The 16,188-nt window shown below is 73.9% G+C and carries 15 protein-coding genes and 1 pseudogene; 9 read left to right on the top strand and 7 right to left on the bottom strand.

Annotation, left to right across the window (positions count from 1 at the left end; all coding sequences use genetic code 11):
* Nucleotides 1-93: 93 nt before the first annotated feature.
* Nucleotides 94-1,185: a hypothetical protein gene (locus D9753_RS19705; RefSeq protein WP_121788187.1), complete on the top strand. Its 1,092-nt coding sequence runs from the start codon at nucleotides 94-96 to the stop codon at nucleotides 1,183-1,185.
* Nucleotides 1,186-1,273: 88 nt separating this feature from the next.
* A complete protein-coding gene (locus tag D9753_RS19710; protein ID WP_121788188.1) occupies nucleotides 1,274-1,906 on the top strand; it encodes an HAD family hydrolase in 633 nt (210 codons plus the stop codon).
* Here D9753_RS19710 and D9753_RS19715 read toward each other — a convergent pair.
* Nucleotides 1,882-2,133 (bottom strand): hypothetical protein, encoded by a 252-nt coding sequence (locus tag D9753_RS19715; RefSeq protein WP_121788189.1) that lies wholly within the window; start codon nucleotides 2,131-2,133, stop codon nucleotides 1,882-1,884. The genes D9753_RS19710 and D9753_RS19715 overlap by 25 nt on opposite strands.
* A 163-nt stretch (nucleotides 2,134-2,296) precedes the next feature.
* Between D9753_RS19715 and D9753_RS38715 the strand changes: the two genes are divergently transcribed.
* Entirely contained in the window at nucleotides 2,297-2,680 is a 384-nt protein-coding gene (locus D9753_RS38715; protein WP_121788190.1) for a cold-shock protein, read from the top strand.
* 9 nt (nucleotides 2,681-2,689) lie between these two features.
* Here the strand turns inward: D9753_RS38715 and D9753_RS19725 are convergent, their stop codons facing one another.
* From D9753_RS19725 to D9753_RS19740, 4 genes are all read right to left on the bottom strand, one after another.
* Nucleotides 2,690-3,568: a 1,4-dihydroxy-6-naphthoate synthase gene (locus D9753_RS19725; protein WP_121788191.1), complete on the bottom strand. Its 879-nt coding sequence runs from the start codon at nucleotides 3,566-3,568 to the stop codon at nucleotides 2,690-2,692.
* On the bottom strand, nucleotides 3,558-4,301 hold the full coding sequence (locus D9753_RS19730) for a futalosine hydrolase (RefSeq protein WP_205614407.1): 744 nt from the start codon (nucleotides 4,299-4,301) through the stop codon (nucleotides 3,558-3,560). Before D9753_RS19730 ends, D9753_RS19725 begins: the two co-directional genes overlap by 11 nt.
* On the bottom strand, nucleotides 4,274-4,747 hold the full coding sequence (locus tag D9753_RS19735) for a DUF2771 domain-containing protein (RefSeq protein ID WP_121788192.1): 474 nt from the start codon (nucleotides 4,745-4,747) through the stop codon (nucleotides 4,274-4,276). The genes D9753_RS19730 and D9753_RS19735 overlap by 28 nt, the downstream gene beginning before the upstream one ends.
* Nucleotides 4,748-4,809: 62 nt before the next feature.
* The gene (locus D9753_RS19740) at nucleotides 4,810-6,210 is read right to left on the bottom strand and encodes an MFS transporter (RefSeq protein WP_205614207.1); all 1,401 of its coding nucleotides are present in this window, start codon (nucleotides 6,208-6,210) and stop codon (nucleotides 4,810-4,812) included.
* Between the two features lie 313 nt (nucleotides 6,211-6,523).
* On the opposite strand from D9753_RS19740, the gene D9753_RS19745 reads away from it, so the two are divergent.
* Nucleotides 6,524-7,450 (top strand): DUF3027 domain-containing protein, encoded by a 927-nt coding sequence (locus D9753_RS19745; protein ID WP_121788194.1) that lies wholly within the window; start codon nucleotides 6,524-6,526, stop codon nucleotides 7,448-7,450.
* A gap of 35 nt (nucleotides 7,451-7,485) precedes the next feature.
* Here D9753_RS19745 and D9753_RS38045 read toward each other — a convergent pair.
* Nucleotides 7,486-7,884, bottom strand: a pseudogene (locus D9753_RS38045) (ATP-binding protein); the annotation flags it as partial.
* Nucleotides 7,885-7,996: 112 nt separating this feature from the next.
* Here D9753_RS38045 and D9753_RS19755 point away from each other — a divergent pair.
* Both D9753_RS19755 and D9753_RS19760 read left to right on the top strand, forming a co-directional pair.
* Entirely contained in the window at nucleotides 7,997-8,842 is an 846-nt protein-coding gene (locus tag D9753_RS19755) for a helix-turn-helix domain-containing protein (protein WP_121788195.1), read from the top strand.
* A complete protein-coding gene (locus D9753_RS19760) occupies nucleotides 8,839-9,078 on the top strand; it encodes a DUF397 domain-containing protein (RefSeq protein ID WP_121788196.1) in 240 nt (79 codons plus the stop codon). The genes D9753_RS19755 and D9753_RS19760 overlap by 4 nt, the downstream gene beginning before the upstream one ends.
* 1 nt (nucleotide 9,079) lies before the next feature.
* Here the strand turns inward: D9753_RS19760 and D9753_RS19765 are convergent, their stop codons facing one another.
* Nucleotides 9,080-10,708 carry an alkaline phosphatase D family protein gene (locus tag D9753_RS19765; protein ID WP_121788197.1) on the bottom strand — a complete coding sequence of 543 codons (1,629 nt, stop codon included), beginning with the start codon at nucleotides 10,706-10,708 and terminating at the stop codon, nucleotides 9,080-9,082.
* Nucleotides 10,709-10,899: 191 nt separating this feature from the next.
* Here D9753_RS19765 and ppk2 point away from each other — a divergent pair, with 191 nt between their 5' ends.
* The 3 genes from ppk2 (at nucleotide 10,900) to D9753_RS19780 (ending at nucleotide 16,179) form a co-directional block, all read left to right on the top strand.
* Nucleotides 10,900-11,895, top strand: a complete 996-nt coding sequence (ppk2, locus tag D9753_RS19770; protein WP_121788198.1) for a polyphosphate kinase 2 — start codon at nucleotides 10,900-10,902, stop codon at nucleotides 11,893-11,895.
* Nucleotides 11,896-11,931: 36 nt separating this feature from the next.
* Nucleotides 11,932-12,894 carry a YihY/virulence factor BrkB family protein gene (locus tag D9753_RS19775; protein ID WP_121788199.1) on the top strand — a complete coding sequence of 321 codons (963 nt, stop codon included), beginning with the start codon at nucleotides 11,932-11,934 and terminating at the stop codon, nucleotides 12,892-12,894.
* A 153-nt stretch (nucleotides 12,895-13,047) separates the two neighbouring features.
* Entirely contained in the window at nucleotides 13,048-16,179 is a 3,132-nt protein-coding gene (locus tag D9753_RS19780) for a sacsin N-terminal ATP-binding-like domain-containing protein (RefSeq protein WP_121788200.1), read from the top strand.
* The last annotated feature ends 9 nt before the right edge of the window (nucleotides 16,180-16,188 follow it).

The following is a 16,188-nucleotide window of genomic DNA, read 5'->3' on the forward strand; positions in this document are numbered from 1 at the left end:
CAACGGTAGCGGACTTCACCGTGCCGGGGGCGCCGGGAAAGAAGCGGTACGGTCCTCACGGGGTTTCAGTCGGCGTCACCCCGGAGGGGTTTCGTGGGGATCGAGAGCGACCAGGTCGTCTACGAGTATCTGAGCCGCGTCGGAGACATCGCGCAGCGACGGCAGCTTCCGTCGGCCACCCGCATGCGGCTCGTGTCGGAACTGCGCAACGAGATCGACCGGTCGCGGGCGAGGACGACGGTGGACTCGCCCGCCGCCGTCCGCCGCATCCTGGAGCGTCTGGGCAGCCCCGACGAGGTGGTCTCGGCGGCGGACGGCACCGCCGGGGGACCACAGCCGCCCAGCACGGCGGTGCCGGCGCAGCCCGCGGCCCGGGAGCGGGCGGCGGGGACGGCGGAGCCGGCGGAGTCGGCGGAGCAGGGGGTCCGGGGGCGGTCGCGGTGGGGGCGGGCCGTACCGCGTCCGCGCGCCGCCGAGCCGGCCCCGCCCGCCGCGCCGGCCCCGCCGCATCTCGCGCCCGCGCACGAGCTGGGGGACGGGGACGCGGCGCCCGACTGGTGGCGGATGAGTCCCGGCGGTCCGGTGGCGGACCTCGATCCGGTGCCGGGGTTCGTCGGCGGGGTGGAGATCCCGGAGCTGCTCAGACGGCCCCCGCAGGCCGAGGGCCCGGACGCCCGGAAGGCGGACGGAGCCGATGCCCGGAAGGCGGACGGAGCCGATGCCCGGAAGGCGGGCCGGCGTAGGGGGCACAAGGCCGTGGCGGCGGGGTCCGACGGGGACGGCGCCGGGACCGAATCCGACGTCGTGGCCGGGACCGTCCGGCGCCGCGGACTTCGCGGACCCGCCGCCGGGTGGTCCAACCCGCTCCTGCTGCTGGGTGCCGCCGCGCTGGTCGCCGGTGCCGTGCTCGGCAACTGGATCCCGTTGCTGCTGGGCTGGCTGATCGCCTACGGCTCCCGGCGGCTGACGCCCGCGGAGACGAAGTGGGCGGTGCTGGTGCTGCCCGGTGCGGCGGTCGCGGCCGGGCTGGTGTGGCTGTGGGGGCGCAACGACGGGCGGTGGGGTGAGCCGATCGCCCAGGGCCACATGAACGACGCCGTCGGCGAGACCTGGCCGTGGGTCGTCAGGGGAGCGGCGGTGGCCACGGCGCTGTACCTGGCCTGGCGCTCCCAGCGGGCGCGGTGAGCGACGGGTCGCTTCGCGGCGGGACCCGGGCGCGGGTGGGCCGTGGTCGCTCGCGCGGTTCCCCGCGCCTCTTCCGGGGACCGGCACAATGTGGGGTATGGCTTCCTCACTGACCGTCGGGTTCGACCTGGACATGACCCTCATCGACTCGCGGCCGGGCATCCGCGCCTGTTATCTCGCGCTGTCGGAGCGGACGGGGACGTTCATCGACGCGGATCTCGCGGTGACCCGGCTCGGACCGCCGCTCGTCGAGGAGCTGATCCACTGGTTTCCGGCCGATCAGGTGCCGGTGATGGCCGATCTGTACCGGGAGATGTACCCGTCCAGGGCCATCACCGCGACGCCGGCCATGGACGGTGCCCGGGAGGCGATCGACGCGGTGCGGGCGGCCGGCGGCAGGACGATGGTGGTGACGGCGAAGTACGAGCCGAACGCCAAGCTGCACCTGGCCCACCTCGGCATCGAGCCGGACGTGGTCGTCGGTGACCTGTGGGCCGAGCAGAAGGCGCTGGCGCTGCGCGAGCACGGCGCGGGCGTGTACGTCGGCGACCACGTCGGCGACGTGCGCGGGGCCCGTACGGCAGGGGCGCTCTCGGTGGCCGTGGCGACCGGCCCGTGCCCGGCGGAGGAGCTGCGCGCGGCCGGGGCGGACGTCGTCCTGGACGACCTGTCGGCGTTCCCGGCGTGGCTCGCCGGCTACCGGGAGGCGTCCCTCGCCTGACGCCGTCCCGCGGCGACGGACCGCAGGACACCGGCGCCGGCGACGAGGAACCCGACGGCCATGAGCATGCTCAGACCGAACATGTACGTCGGGAAGGGCGTCGCACCGAGCAGCATCGGAGCCACCGTGACCAGGGTGGCCACGGCCCCGACGAAGAAGACGACGGCACCGGCGCGGATCAGCCGGTCACCGGGCGCGGTGGAATTCGGTTGGGTTTTGTCACGCACCGGACCAGGGTAGTTCCTGGCGCGAGAGAACAGCCGGGGGCCGTCTTGTCACCCGCCCGAAGACCATTAGCCTTGGTAGCGGCGGGTCACGGCCGATCCGCTCTGTGCTATCAAGAGCCGTTTCCGAAGCATTCCCCCGACGAGTACGAGGACGAGGACAGACGTGCCTACCGGCAAGGTCAAGTGGTTCAACAGCGAGAAGGGCTTCGGCTTCCTCTCCCGCGACGACGGCGGTGACGTCTTCGTCCATTCCTCGGTTCTTCCCGCCGGAGTCGATGTGCTCAAGCCGGGTCAGCGCGTGGAGTTCGGGGTGGTCGCCGGCCAGCGCGGCGACCAGGCGCTGTCGGTCATCGTGCTCGATCCGACGCCGTCGGTCGCCGCCGCCCAGCGCAAGAAGCCGGACGAGCTGGCCTCGATCGTGCAGGACCTGACGACTCTGCTGGAGAACATCACGCCGCAGCTCGAGAAGGGCCGTTACCCCGAGAAGGTCTCCGGCAAGAAGATCGCCGGCCTGCTCCGCGCGGTCGCCGACCAACTGGACGTGTAGGGCACACCGTCAGGGAAACGCGAGCGCGTCCGGGCCGAGGGGCGGTACGAGTCCCTCGGCCGCCGCGCGCGTGAGCAGCCCGCGGACCGCGGCGTACCCGTCCTCGCCGAGGTCGGCGGTGAACTCGTTGACGTACAGCCCGATGTGCTGGTCGGCGACGGCCGGGTCCATCTCCTGGGCGTGCGCCAGGACGTACGGGCGGGAGGCCTCCGGGTCGTCCCAGGCGGCCCGCACCGAGGCGCGGACGGACTCGGCGAGCCGGCCGAGCGTCTCGGCGCCCAGCGCGCGCCGGGCGATGATCGCGCCGAGCGGGATCGGCAGCCCGGTGGTCCGCTCCCAGTGCTCGCCCATGTCGGCGAGCTTGTGCAGCCCGTAGTTCCGGTAGGTGAACCGGGCCTCGTGGATGACCAGTCCGGCGTCCACCTTGCCGTCCCGTACGGCCGGCATGATCTCGTGGAACGGCAGGACGACGATCTCGCCGACCCCGCCCGGCAGCGTGTCCGCGGCCCACAGGCGGAACAGCAGGTAGGCGGTGGACCTCTCGCTGGGCACCGCGACGGTACGGCCCGTGAGTCCCCCACTGCCGAAAGCGTGGGAGGTGCCCCCAGCGCCCGGCTCGCGGGTGAGGACCAGCGGTCCGCAGCCCCGGCCCAGCGCGCCGCCGCACGGCAGCAGCGTGTACGTGTCGAGGACGTACGGCAGGACGGCGTACGACACCTTCAGCACGTCCGACTCGCCGCGCTCGGCCATGCCGTTGGTGATGTCGATGTCGGCGAAGGTCACGTCCAGCGCGGGGGCGCCGGGGACGCGTCCGTGGGCGAGGGCGTCGAAGACGAAGGTGTCGTTGGGGCAGGGCGAGTACGCGATCTTCAGCGGCTCAGTGCTCATGGGGGTTCCAACTCTCCAGTGCGGGCGCGAGCTTCCCGAAGCCCTCGGTGAGGGCGGCGAGGGCGTCGCCGATGCGCCAGGCGGCACGGTCGCGGGGCCCGACGGGGTTGGAGACGGCGCGGATCTCCAGCACGGGCACCCCGTGCGCGGCGGCGGCCTCGGCCACCCCGAACCCCTCCATGCCCTCGGCGAGCGCGCCGGGGTGCCGGGCGCGCAGGGCGGCGGCGCGGGCGGCGGTGCCGGTGACGGTGGAGACGGTCAGGATGGTGCCGGTGCGGGCACCGGTGGCCTCGGACACCACTCGTACGAGTGATTCCGGCGGGCGGTGGGTGACGTTTCCGAACCCGAGTTCGGTGACCGGCAGGAAGCCGTCGGCGGTCTCGGCGCCGAGGTCGGCCACGGTGACCGCGTCGGCGACGACGAGCGAGCCGACGGGCGCGCCGGGCGCGAAGCCGCCGCCGATCCCGGCCGAGACCACCAGGCCGTAGGGCCGGCCGGCCAGCGCGGCGGCGGTGAGGGCACCGGCGGCGGACGCGGCGGCGAGCGCCGGGCCGACCCCGGCGGCCAGCAGGTCCCAGCCGGCGGCCGTACGGCACAGCACCGCACCCGGCAGCCGTATCTCCTCGGCCGCGGGCAGCGCCCGGGCCACCGCGTCCCGCTCGACGGGGACCGCGGTGGCGACCAGGACCCGTACCGCCGTCGTGATCAGGCCTTCTTCAGCTTGAAGGACCAGACGCCCTCGTTCGACTTGCCGCCCATGCGGATGGACACCGTGTTGGTGTTGCCCTGGGTGCCGTACTGCGCGCTGAAGAAGGCGCTGCTCGGGATCGTCCGGTACGTCTCCTTGCTGGTGTCGGTGAACTGGCGGCCGTTCACCAGGAGGATCCAGCCGGCGTCCGCGATCTTCGGGTCGACGCCGACGCGGACGGTCTCGTCCTGGCCGACCTTGATCGACTCGACGTCGCCGGCCTTCTTGACGCACTTCGCCAGCGACTTGTCGTCGAGGGCCTTGCCGTCGTTGTAGCAGAGAGCCTCGGCGTTGACCGAGCTCCTGCCGACGGTGATCGTCGCGACGGGGGTCGGCTTGTCGCAGGCCGACAGGACGAGCAGTCCGGCGGAAACGGCGCCGGCGGCGGCGACGGCGCGGCGGCGTCGCACAACGGATTGCAGCGTGGTCATGGCCGAAGGCTATCGGGCGCCCGTGGCCGTCCGCCCACGCGGGGTGCGGCGTGCCCGGATCGTCACGCCACCTGCGCCCGGGGCCGGGTGCCGTGCCGGGCCGAGGCGAGCAGCCCCCGCAGCGTGGTCAGCCAGCCGACGGCCACGAACGCGGCGCCGACCAGCAGCCCCACCGTGCCGTTGAGCGGCATCACTATGCCGACCGCGCCGCCGAACACCCACGCCATCTGGAGCAGCGTCTCCGAGCGGGCGAACGCCGAGGTCCGCACCGCCTCCGGCACGTCCCGCTGGATCAGCGCGTCGAGCGCCAGCTTGGCCAGCGCCTGCGCGAACCCGGCGACGGCGGCGAGGCAGGCCACCAGGAACGCCCCGAAGAACAGGGCGGCGATCATCGCGGCGCCGAGGACCACCGCGACCACGGTCACGATGATGATCTCCGGTGCGCGGGACTTCAGCCACGCCCCCACGGCCGTCCCCAGCGCGTTGCCCGTCCCCGCCGCGACCCCCACCACGCCCAGGGACACCGCCGCGCTCTCCCCGGTCAGCGGGTGCTCACGCAGCAGGAACGCGAGGAAGAAGATCAGGAAGCCGGACAGGCAGCGCAGGCCGGCGTTGGCGCCGAGCGCGTGCGTGACGGCGGGCCCGACGGTCCGCAGCCCCGGCCGCTTCGTCGGGATACGGCACGAGCTGTGCGGACGGCCCTCGTCGCCCGCGAGCAGTGCCCTGCCCTCGCCCTTGGCCGAGTCGACCCTGGGCGGCAGGGAGAACGACAGGATCGTTCCCCCGACGAAGATCACGAAGGCGCCGTACAGCGGCCATGGATCGCCCATGGCGTGCAGTCCCGCCGCGACCGGCGCGGCGGCACCGGTGGCGAGCAGCCCGGCGAGGGTCACCCGCGAGTTGGCCTTCACCAGCGAGAACCGGGGCGGGAGCAGCCGGGGCACGACGGCGCTTCTCACCACGCCGTACGCCTTCGACGCCACCAGCACGCCCAGCGCCGCCGGGTACAGCTCCAGGCTGCCGCTCGCCACCGCGCCCGAGATGATCAGCGCGAGCAGCGCCCGCGCGAGCATCGCCCCGGCCATCGCCGCCCGCCGCCCGTGCGGCAGCCGGTCCAGCAGGGGCCCGATCACGGGAGCGAGCACCGTGAACGGCGCCATGGTGATGGCGAGGTACAGCGCGACCCGCCCGCGGGCCTCGTCGGTGGGCACGGAGAAGAACACGGTGGAGGCGAGCGCCACGGTGATCATCACGTCGCCGGCGCCGTTCACCGCGTGCAGTTCGATCAGCTTGCCCAGGCCCGATTCGCCGGCCCCGTGCGCGTGCGTCACTCTGCGGATGCCCCGCGCCGGGCCGGTGACCGGAAGGTGCAGGGCACGCCCCACCGAGCGGACGGCGCCACCCACCCGGCCCGAACCGCCGCCCCGACCCTCTACCTTGTCCGCGGCTGCCACGACGTTCATAGTGCCCCCAGATCGGCTTGGATAGTGCCCTTAAGATGCGTGTGGCGGCGTACAAAGCTCTGATCGGGGCCCGCCGGGGCTTCGGATCGGGGTCCCGCGCCCGCCACTCGGCCGGGGCGGGTGGCCGGGTCGGGGAATCCACGAATCCCGCCCGGTGTAGCGTGCCTATCTCAGCCATAACGCAGAATGGATGGCAGAGGTGCGCCCGGGCGCGCGGATGCAGACGTCGATGCGGTCCCCTGGTCCGCTCCGTAGGCGAAACCGCCGGAGGCAGCCGCACTCGATGAGACGGCGTAGGAGAGAAGCGATACCTGTGAGCGCAGCGACCACGCGAAGCCGCACCCCCGACCGCCTGTGCGCCGAGGCCGTCGACCTCGCACGCGCCGCCGCCGAGGAGGCCGCCGCGCCCGGCGTGGTCGGTGAGCACAGCGGCCTGGTGTCCGAGGGCGACCGCGTTGTCACGCACTTCTTCGCGTGCGAGGAGCTGGGCTACCGCGGCTGGCGCTGGGCCGTGACGGTGGCCCGCGCCTCCCGCGCCAAGGCCGTCACGCTCGACGAGGTCGTCCTCCTGCCCGGCCCCGACGCCCTCCTCGCCCCCGAGTGGGTCCCGTGGAGCGAGCGCCTGCGCCCCGGCGATCTCGGCCCCGGCGACCTGCTCCCCACCGACCAGGACGACCTGCGCCTGGAGCCCGGCTACACCGGCGAGGAGGAGCCGCTGCCGAGCGCGGCGGTCTCCGAGGAGATGCGGGAACTGGCGGAGGCGGAGGACGCCGACGTCACCCCCGGCGCCCCGGCCGCTCTGCCGGCCATCCCCGCCCGGGGGACGATCGCCGCCGTCGCCGAGGAACTCGGCATGCGCCGGGCCCGCGTCCTGTCCCGGTACGGCCTGCACAGCGCCGCCGACCGCTGGGAAGAGGCCTTCGGCCCCAAGACCCCCATGGCCGAGGCGGCCCCCGCGAGCTGCGTGAGCTGCGGCTTCCTCACCCCCATCGGCGGCTCCCTCGGCCAGGCCTTCGGCGTCTGCGCCAACGAGTTCTCGCCGGCGGACGGCCGCGTGGTCTCCCTCGCCTACGGCTGCGGCGGCCACTCCGAGGCGGCGGTCATGCCCAAGCCCCCGCAGCCGGCCGCGCCGGTCATCGACGAGACCCGGGTCGACCCCTTCCCGCTCCGCCCCGCCCGCGACTCCGGCTCCGTCCCGGACATCGGCGACGACGAGACGGCGGAACTCGGGCACTCCTGACCCACGGCTCCCGCCGCCGGGCCGTCCCCCGACCGCAGGCACACCTCCGCCCACACGGTCTTCCTCGGTGACGGCCCGGGCGCCGTACCCCACCGCCGCGCGAGCGCGTCCACGAGCAGCAGCCCCCGGCCCGTGTCGGCGTCCGGTGCGGGCCGGCCGCGCTCGGGCAGCCGGTCACCGCGCGTGTCGGTCACCTCGATACGGAGGGTGTCCCCGACGGCGTACAGCGTCAGCCGGAAGTCCCGGCCCGTGACCCGGCCGTGGGTGGCCGCGTTGGCGGCCAGCTCCGCCACGATCAGCTCCGCGGGGTCCAGCGGAAGTCCCCAGGCACGGAGCCGCTCCGTGGCCAGCAGCCGGGCCAGCCGGGCCCCTCGGGGCGTGGGCGAGAGCTGCACCGTGAAGTTCGGGACGGGGGTGGAGATTTGCTCGTTCACAGCACTCAGAGTGGCCGCGCCTGCTACCTGTGAACAGTGACTGCGCGGTTGCGTACGGTCACTGTCCATCGCTTGTCCGGACGGGTCCGGGCTGTCGAGAAGGGGGCGCGCTGTGAGCGAGGAAGAGGAGCCGGGGTGGGAGGTCGATCCCGATGACGACTGGGGGCTCGCCGTCATCGCCACGGTGGGGCGCCAGTTGAGACTGCGCCGCGAGGCGCGGGGCATGCGCGTGGCCGACTTCGGCAAGGCCGCGGGGTACGGCGAGGACATGGTCTACAAGATCGAGTCCGGCAAACGGATCCCCAGGCCGGAGTACCTCGACAAGGCCGACAGGATCCTCGACGCGGGCGGGCTGCTCGCCGCGATGAAGGAGGACGTGGAGAAGGTCCGCTATCCGAAGAAGGTCCGGGCGCTGGCGGAGAGGGAAGCCAAGGCGGTCGAGGTTCAGCTCTACGATCCCCTGAACATCCACGGGCTCTTGCAGACGTCCGAGTATGCTCGCGCCCTGCTTCTCATGCGGCGCCCCGCTTACAGCAACGCAGAGGTGGAGCGGTACCTGTCAGCGCGGATGGCTCGAAAGTCCATCTTCGAGCGGGATCCGGCGCCCGAGGTCAGCTTCGTCCTGGAAGAGTGGTCGCTACGACGACCGCTCGGAGGGAAAGAAGTGCTGCGCCGCCAACTGGAACACCTGCTCACCGCTGGTGAGTTGCGCAGCGTCGAGCTTCAAGTGATGCCCATGGACCGTGAGGAGCACGCCGGTTCGGCCGGTGGCATCGAGGTACTGAAGTTCGCGGACGGCTCGGCAGTGGGCCGGTCACCAGCCGTGGTCAACGGCCGACCAGTCGACGAGCCCAGGCACCTCCGTATCCTTGAGCTGCGCTACGGCATCATCCGGGCGCAGGCGCTCACTCCTCGCGAGTCGAGGTCCTTCATCGAGCATCTGCTGGGGGCAACATGATCCGCTGGTTCAAGAGCAGCTACAGCGACGGCCCCGACGGTGATTCCTGCGTCGAAGTCGGCCTGCACTGGTTCAAGAGCACCTACAGCAGCAGCAGCGAGGGCGACTCCTGCGTCGAGGTCGCCACCGCCCCCTCCACCATCCACATCCGCGATTCCAAGCAGACCGGCGGAGCCGTCCTCACCGTCGCGCCCGCGGCCTGGACCGACTTCATCAGGCACGCGGCCGTCGGCTGAACTACCCCCGTGTCAGCGTGGTTTCGTGCGCGGTGCGCAACTCCGCCTCCGGGGTGGTCAGTTCCAGGCGCAGGTGGGCCGCGCGGCCGCGCAGGGTCAGGGTCATGAGCTGGTTGCCGAACCATGGCCCGCCCTGCTTCCGCCAGGTGACCGGAGGCCGCTCGCAGCGGCCGTGCCGGGCGAGGAGGCGTCCCAGCAGGCGGGCCGGCGCGCTCCAGCCGAAGCGGAAGCCGATCCGCATCGACAGGGGCACGGAGTTGTGGACGGGTGAGCAGGTGAGCTGGACGACGGGGGTGCCGGGTCCGTCGGTGGGCCAGGAGGCCCGGGCCAGGTAGCCGTGGTGCACGTCCCCGGAGAGGACGCACACGCTCGCGGGGGCGTCCGGCGCGGTCCCGGTCTCGGCTATCAGCGCGGCGAGGGAGGCGAAGGAGCGGGGGAAGGCGGCCCAGTGCTCCAGGTCGGCGCGGCGGCGCAGGTACTCGCCGAAGCGGGCCCAGCGCGCCCCGCGTTCCCCGGCGCACAGGGCGGCGTCCCAGTTCTCGGTGTCGTGCACGAGGTGCGGCAGCAGCCAGGGCAGGGAGGTGCCGAGGAGCAGGTGGTCGTACGACCCGGGGTCGGACAGGACCTGTTCGCGCAGCCAGTCGGCCTCGCTGGGGGCGAGCATGGACCGGCGGTCCTCGTCCAGGACGCGTGCCGCCCGGGAGTCCACCATCACCACGCGGACCCGGCTGAAGTCGCGGCGGTAGCTGAAGCGGACCGCGGTGGGGTCGGCGTCGGCGCGGGTGGCGAGGTCGCGCAGCGCGTCGGTGCCGTCCTGGGCGGCGCGTACGGCGGCGTAGGCGGGGTCCGCGGCCAGTTCGGCGGGGGAGAGGTTGCCGAGGTGCTGGTGGACCCAGTAGGACATCAGGCCGCTGAGGAGCCGTTCCTGCCACCAGTCGGTGGCGCGCATGTCGGCGAGCCAGGAGGCGGAGGTGTTCCAGTCGTCCACGATGTCGTGGTCGTCGAAGATCATGAAGCTGGGCACGGTGGACAGCAGCCAGCGGATCTCGGGGTCGAGCCAGGACTCGTGGTAGAGGTGGCAGTACTCCTCGTAGTCCGTGACCTGGCTGCCGGGCGGCTGGTCCAGGTCGCGGCGGCCGGCCAGCCAGCGCCGGGTGTTCTCGGAGGTCTCGTCCGCGTACACCTGGTCGCCCAGGAGCAGCAGGACGTCGGGGCGCCGGGCGCCGGGGTCGGCCGCCAGCCGGGTGGCGAGGGTGTCCAGGGCGTCCGGGCCGACCGGGTCGGTGCCGTCGGCCGGGGGCGCCGCCCAGCGGCAGGACCCGAAGGTGACCCGGACGGCGTCGCCGGCGCCGGGTGCCCGGATCACGGAGGGCGGGAAGCGGGAGTCGGGCAGCGGCCACACCGGGGCGTCGTCCAGGAACACCTCGTACGACGGTGAACCGTCCGGCCGCAGCCCGGTGACCGTGACGAGCGCGTAGTGGTGTCCGGCCACCTGGAAGGTGGGGGCCGTGCCGCCCGCACCGTCCGAGCAGCGCACCTGCACCGTGCAGGGCCGGCTCGTCTCGACCCACACGGTCGCGCACGAGTCGTCGGTGTACCTCAGCACTGGTCCCAGACGCAGTTCCGGCACGTGCGGGCCCTCCTGTCTCGCGCTGTACGGATAGGGACGACCGTAGCGACCGTACAGGGCGGAGGCGGACGGCGGTCATCCGGCGGCCAGGTCGTGTGTCTGGGTTCGGTCTTCGCGGGCAGGCGGGAGAAGGACCGCGGTGGGGTCCGGCGGGATGGCCCCGGCGAGTGGCCAGGCGGGAGAGGCGGTCCATGGCCGAGCACGAGCAGGTGACGGAGACACGGGGCACCCACGGCACGGTGAGGAAGGACGACCTGCTGCGGGGTCTGGAGGTGGACGACCGGCAACCGGAACGGCCGGTGCTCCTGGGGGCCGACGGCGGGCCGGTCGAGACCTGGCGGGAGAACCACCCCTACGACAGCAGGCTCGGCCGGCGCGAGTACGAGCGGACCAAGCGGATACTCCAGATAGAGCTGCTCAAACTCCAGCGCTGGGTGAAGGAGACGGGCCGGCGGGTCGTCGTGGTCTGTGAGGGCCGGGACGCGGCCGGCAAGGGCGGCACCATCAAGCGGATGACCGAGCGGCTCAACCCCCGGGGGGCCCGCGTGGTGGCGCTGGACAAGCCCACCGAGCGCGAGGCGGGACAGTGGTACTTCCAGCGGTACGTGACGCACCTCCCCGCCCGCGGCGAGATCGTCTTCTTCGACCGCTCCTGGTACAACCGGGCGGGAGTGGAACGGGTCATGGGTTTCTGCACGGAAGCCGAGTACGAGCAGTTCCTCGTGCAGACCCCCATGTTCGAGCGGCTGCTCACCGACGACGGCATCCTGCTGGTGAAGTTCTGGTTCTCGGTGTCCCGCGCCGAGCAGCGCACCCGGTTCGCGATCCGCCGGATCGACCCGGTACGCCGCTGGAAGCTCTCGCCCACCGATCTGGACTCCCTCGACCGCTGGGACGACTACACCACGGCCAAGGTCGCGATGTTCCGGGCGACGGACACGGCACACGCGCCCTGGACGGTCGTGAAGAACAACGACAAGCGGCGGGGCCGGCTGGAAGCGATGCGCAGTCTGCTCGACCGCTTCGACTACCTCGCCAAGGACGCCACGGCGGTCGGCACCCCCGATCCGCTGATCGTCGGCGCGGCGGACACCCTGCTGGAGCCGGGTGAGGAACCCACGGCGCTGTCGCCGACACCGCTGGCCGGGCCCGGCAACGGTCCCGGGAACCATCCGGGCCCGCGGTGACGGCCGCCCGCTTCCACCGCTGAGGAGACGCAGACCATGGGGACGGTGGTCCACGTCCCGCAGACGCGGGACATGATCGGGGAGGAACTCTCCGGCGACGAGGCGTTCACCGCGCTGCGGCGCTACGGGGGCGTACGGCTGCTGCTCGACGCGTTCTCCCGGTTCCGCTACGCCGACGGCTTCACCAACGCGCGGGCCCTCGGCTTCCAGATCGTGCTGGGCATGGTGCCGCTCGTCATCGCCCTCGTCGGCCTCGCCACGGCCGCGCACACGGAGAGCGTGGGCCGCGTCATCGAGCTGACCCTGCGCAGGATCGTGCCGGGCGGCGGCTCGGACGTCATCCAGGACGCGCTGCGCGGCACCCGCCGCACCGCCGGCTCCGACATGTGGGGCAAGGTCGCGCTCTGCCTGGGCCTGGCCTTCTCCGTCCTCAACCTGGCCTCGGCCATGGGCCAGGTCGAACGGGGCGCCAACCGCATCTACGGCATCGAACGGGACCGGCCCTTCCCCCGGAAGTACGGCAGGGCCGTGCTCCTCGCCTTCGCCGCCGGGGTGCCGATGGTCCTGGGCTTCCTCGTCCTCGTCGCGGGCGAGGCCGTCGGCGCCGCGACGACCGAGGCGCTCGGCCTGTCCGCGCCTCCGGCGTGGTGGGGCGCCCTGGAGGTGCCCGTGGGCACGGCCCTCGCCTGGGTCGCGTCCGCCGTCATCCTGCGCTGGTCGCCGCGCCGGGACCAGCCCGGGTACACCTGGCTGGCGTTCGGTTCCGCCGTCCACCTGGTGCTGTGGGTCGTCGCGACCTGGCTGCTGACCCTCTACGTCTCCCGCAGCGGCTCCTTCGGCGCCGTGTACGGGCCTCTCACCGCGTTCGTCGCCCTGCTGCTGTGGGCCAACCTCACGGCGGTCGCCCTGTTCCTGGGCATCGCGTTCGCCGCCCAGCTAGAGGCCGCGCGCGCCGGTCTGGGCCGTGCCGTCAACCCCGATCCCGGACCGGGACCCTGACCCGGGGGCATGACGCCGCCGAGCGGTGTTCCCCCTGGCCACCGGTGTTGCCGTACCCGGGCGACCGTCCCCGGCCCCGCGGTCACCCCGCCCCTTCGGTCTCCCGACCGCCCGCGCTGTACCTTCGACCTCACGTCGACGAGGAGAGTGAACGTGAGCAAGTTCGTGCGGCCTGCGGCCGAGGGCGCCGACCCCTTCGGCACCGCCCGTCTGCGCCGCGGCGTTCTCGACGCCTGGGCCACCAGCCCCGCCCGGTTCCGTGAGGACGCCAACGCCGAGGAGGACCTCGTCCTGGGCGGCTACCGCGACCGGCTCGTGGTGGAGCTGGCCCAGAACGCCGCCGACGCCGCCGCCCGGGCGGACGTACCGGGGCGGCTGCGCCTCACCCTCCGCGACGGCGTGCTGGTGGCCGCGAACACCGGCGCGGCCCTGGACGCGGGCGGTGTCGAGTCGCTGTCCACGCTGCGGGCCTCCGCGAAGCGGGACGCCGGGAACACGCACGGCGCCGTCGGCCGGTTCGGCGTCGGTTTCGCCGCCGTCCTCGCGGTGACGGACGAACCCGCGATCGTGGGACGGCACGGCGGGGTGCGCTGGTCCCTCGCCGAGGCGCGGGAACTGGCCGCCGGCACCGCCCGGCACAGTCCGGGACTCGGTGACGAGGTGCGGCGCCGCGACGGACACGTGCCCCTGCTGCGGCTGCCGTTCGCCGCCGAGGGCACGGCCCCGGACCCGTACGACACCGCCGTCATCCTGCCGCTGCGGGACGCCGCCGCGGCCGGTCTCGCCGAGCGGCTGCTCGACGCCGTCGACGACGCGCTGCTCCTCGCCCTGCCGGGCCTGGAAGAGGTCGTGATCGAGGTCGAGGACGCGCCGGCCCGGACCCTGCGCCGGCACGTGCGGGACGCCGTCACCGTCGTGGAGGACTCCCGGGAGGGCGCGACGGCGTGGCGGACCGCGTCCGCGCACGGCCCGCTCACCCCCGACCTGCTCGCCGACCGGCCCGTGGAGGAGCGGCTGCGGCCCCACTGGTCGGTGACCTGGGCGGTGCCCGCCGACGAGCAGGGGCGGCCGGTGCCGCCCCGCACGAGCGCCGTCCTGCACGCGCCGACCCCCAGCGACGAGCCCCTGGGCGTGCCCGCCCTGCTCATCGCCTCCTTCCCCCTCGACACCACCCGCCGGCACGCGGCACCCGGCCCCCTCACCGACTTCCTGGTGCAGCGCGCGGCCGACGTCTACACCGAACTCCTCGCCGGGTGGCGGCCGGTGACGGACGGGATCATCGGCCTCGTGCCCGGGCCGCTGGGCCGGGGCGAGCTGGACGGGGCGCTGCGGCAGGCGGTCCTTCAGCGGCTGCCGCGGACCGCCTTCCTGCCGCCGGCCGTGGAGACGGGCGGCGACGAGGAGCTGCCCGAGGCCCTGCGGCCCCGGGACGCCGAGGTCGTGGAGGGCGCCGGGTCCGGCACCGTACGCGTCCTCGCCGAGGTGCTGCCCACGCTGCTGCCCGCCGGGCTGGAGCGGCGCACCGAGCTGCGCACCCTCGGCGTGGCCCGGCTGCCGCTCGCCGACGCCGTCGACCGGCTCGCCGGGCTGGAGAAGGACCCCGACTGGTGGTGGCGGCTCTACGACAGCCTCGCCGGGGTCGACCCCGACCGGCTCTCCGGGCTGCCGGTGCCGCTCGCGGACGGCCGTACGGCCGTCGGACCCCGGCAGGTCCTCCTGCCCACCCCCGACGCCGCCCCCGTCGACCCGGACGTCCTCGGCCGGCTCGGGCTGAAGGTCGCCCACGAGGACGCCGCGCACCCGCTGCTGGAGAAGCTGGGCGCGCTGCCCGCGTCGCCGCGCGCGGTGCTGACCACCCCGCAGGTGCGGGCCGCCGTGGCCGGCTCCCTGGACGAGGGCGGCGGGATCGGCTGGGAGGAGGACGCGCCGGACGCCGAGGAACTGGCCGAGACCGTCCTCGCCCTGGTCCGGGACGCCGGGCTGGAGCCGGGCGACGAACCCTGGCTGGGCGCCCTCGCACTGCCCGACGAGGACGGTGAACTCGCGCCCGCCGGTGAACTCGTCCTCCCCGGCAGCCCGTTCGCCCGGGTGATCCGGGACGGTGAACTGGCCGCCGTGGACGCCGGCCTGGCCGAGCGGTGGGGTGAGCAGCCGCTGGCCGCCTGCGGGGTGCTCGCCGACTTCGCGCTCGTCCGCGCCACCGACGTCGTCCTCGACCCGGACGAACTGGAGCCCCGCGAAAGCGACTACGCCGAACCCGACGACGCCGGCCTGCTGGACGCCGTCGACGTGTGGTGCGAGGACATCCTCGACCGGTTCCCGGACAGCCCGGTGCCGCCGGTCGCCACCGAACTCGTCGCCGTCCGCGATCTGGACCTGGTGGACGACGCCCACTGGCCCGAGGCGCTGGCCCTGCTGGCCCGGCCGCCGCTGCGGGACGCCCTGACCCAGCCGGTGCGGATCCTGCTGCCCGACGGCACCCACGAGGCCGTACGGCCGTACACCGCCTGGTGGCTGCGCGGGCACCCCGTCCTGGACGGGCGGCGCCCGGCCGGTCTCCTCGCCGCCGGCGGGGACCCGCTGCTGCGCGGCCTGTACGACGAGGCCGACGCCACCGGGTTCGAGGACGAGCAGGTGCTGCGGGCGCTCGGCGTGCGCACCTCCCTCGGCGCGCTGCTGGACGAACCCGGCGGTGCCGCCGAACTGCTCGACCGGCTCGCCGACCCGGACCGCCCGGTCACGGCCGCCCAACTGCACGGCCTGTACGGGGCGCTGGCGGAACTCGACCCCGAGCAGGTGACGCTGCCCGACGAGCTGCGGGCCGTGGTCGGCGGGCGGGTGGAGGTCGTGGACGCCGGGGCGGCCGTCGTGGTCGACTCCCCGGACCTGCTGCCGTTCACCGCCGGGGTGCCGCTGCTGCCGGTCCGGCCCGCGCGGGCCGCCGAGCTGGCCGAGCTGCTCCAGGTGCGACGCCTGAGCGAGTCCGTCACCGGGGAGGTGCACTCGGAGGGAACCGAGCACGAGGTGCCCCGCCCGGTGCGGGTGCTGCTCGGGCCGCGTACGCCCGGCACGTACGTCGAGCACGGCGAACTCGTCGTGGACGGCGTCGGGATCGACTGGCGCCTCACCCACGACGGCGTGCTGCACGCGGCCACCCTGGAGGGCGTCGCCGCGGGCCTGGCGTGGGCGGCGGATCAGTGGCCGCGGCGGTTCGAGGTGGCAGCGCTGCTGCTGGAGGACCCGTCGCGGACGGAGGAACTGGCGCGGGACCGGTGGTTCGACTGACCGCGACCG

The organism is Streptomyces dangxiongensis (assembly GCF_003675325.1).
Taxonomy (GTDB): Bacteria; Actinomycetota; Actinomycetes; order Streptomycetales; family Streptomycetaceae; genus Streptomyces; species Streptomyces dangxiongensis.

What these genes read in the sequence shown, in the direction of transcription:
- D9753_RS19735 (WP_121788192.1), bottom strand. Translation starts at nt 4,747, where the DNA reads ATGACCACGCTGCAATCCGTTGTGCGACGCCGCCGCGCCGTCGCCGCC.
- ppk2 (WP_121788198.1), top strand. Translation starts at nt 10,900, where the DNA reads ATGGCCGAGCACGAGCAGGTGACGGAGACACGGGGCACCCACGGCACG.
- D9753_RS19775 (WP_121788199.1), top strand. Translation starts at nt 11,932, where the DNA reads ATGGGGACGGTGGTCCACGTCCCGCAGACGCGGGACATGATCGGGGAG.
- D9753_RS19760 (WP_121788196.1), top strand. Translation starts at nt 8,839, where the DNA reads ATGATCCGCTGGTTCAAGAGCAGCTACAGCGACGGCCCCGACGGTGAT.
- D9753_RS19725 (WP_121788191.1), bottom strand. Translation starts at nt 3,568, where the DNA reads ATGAGCACTGAGCCGCTGAAGATCGCGTACTCGCCCTGCCCCAACGAC.
- D9753_RS19710 (WP_121788188.1), top strand. Translation starts at nt 1,274, where the DNA reads ATGTGGGGTATGGCTTCCTCACTGACCGTCGGGTTCGACCTGGACATG.
- D9753_RS19740 (WP_205614207.1), bottom strand. Translation starts at nt 6,210, where the DNA reads ATGAACGTCGTGGCAGCCGCGGACAAGGTAGAGGGTCGGGGCGGCGGT.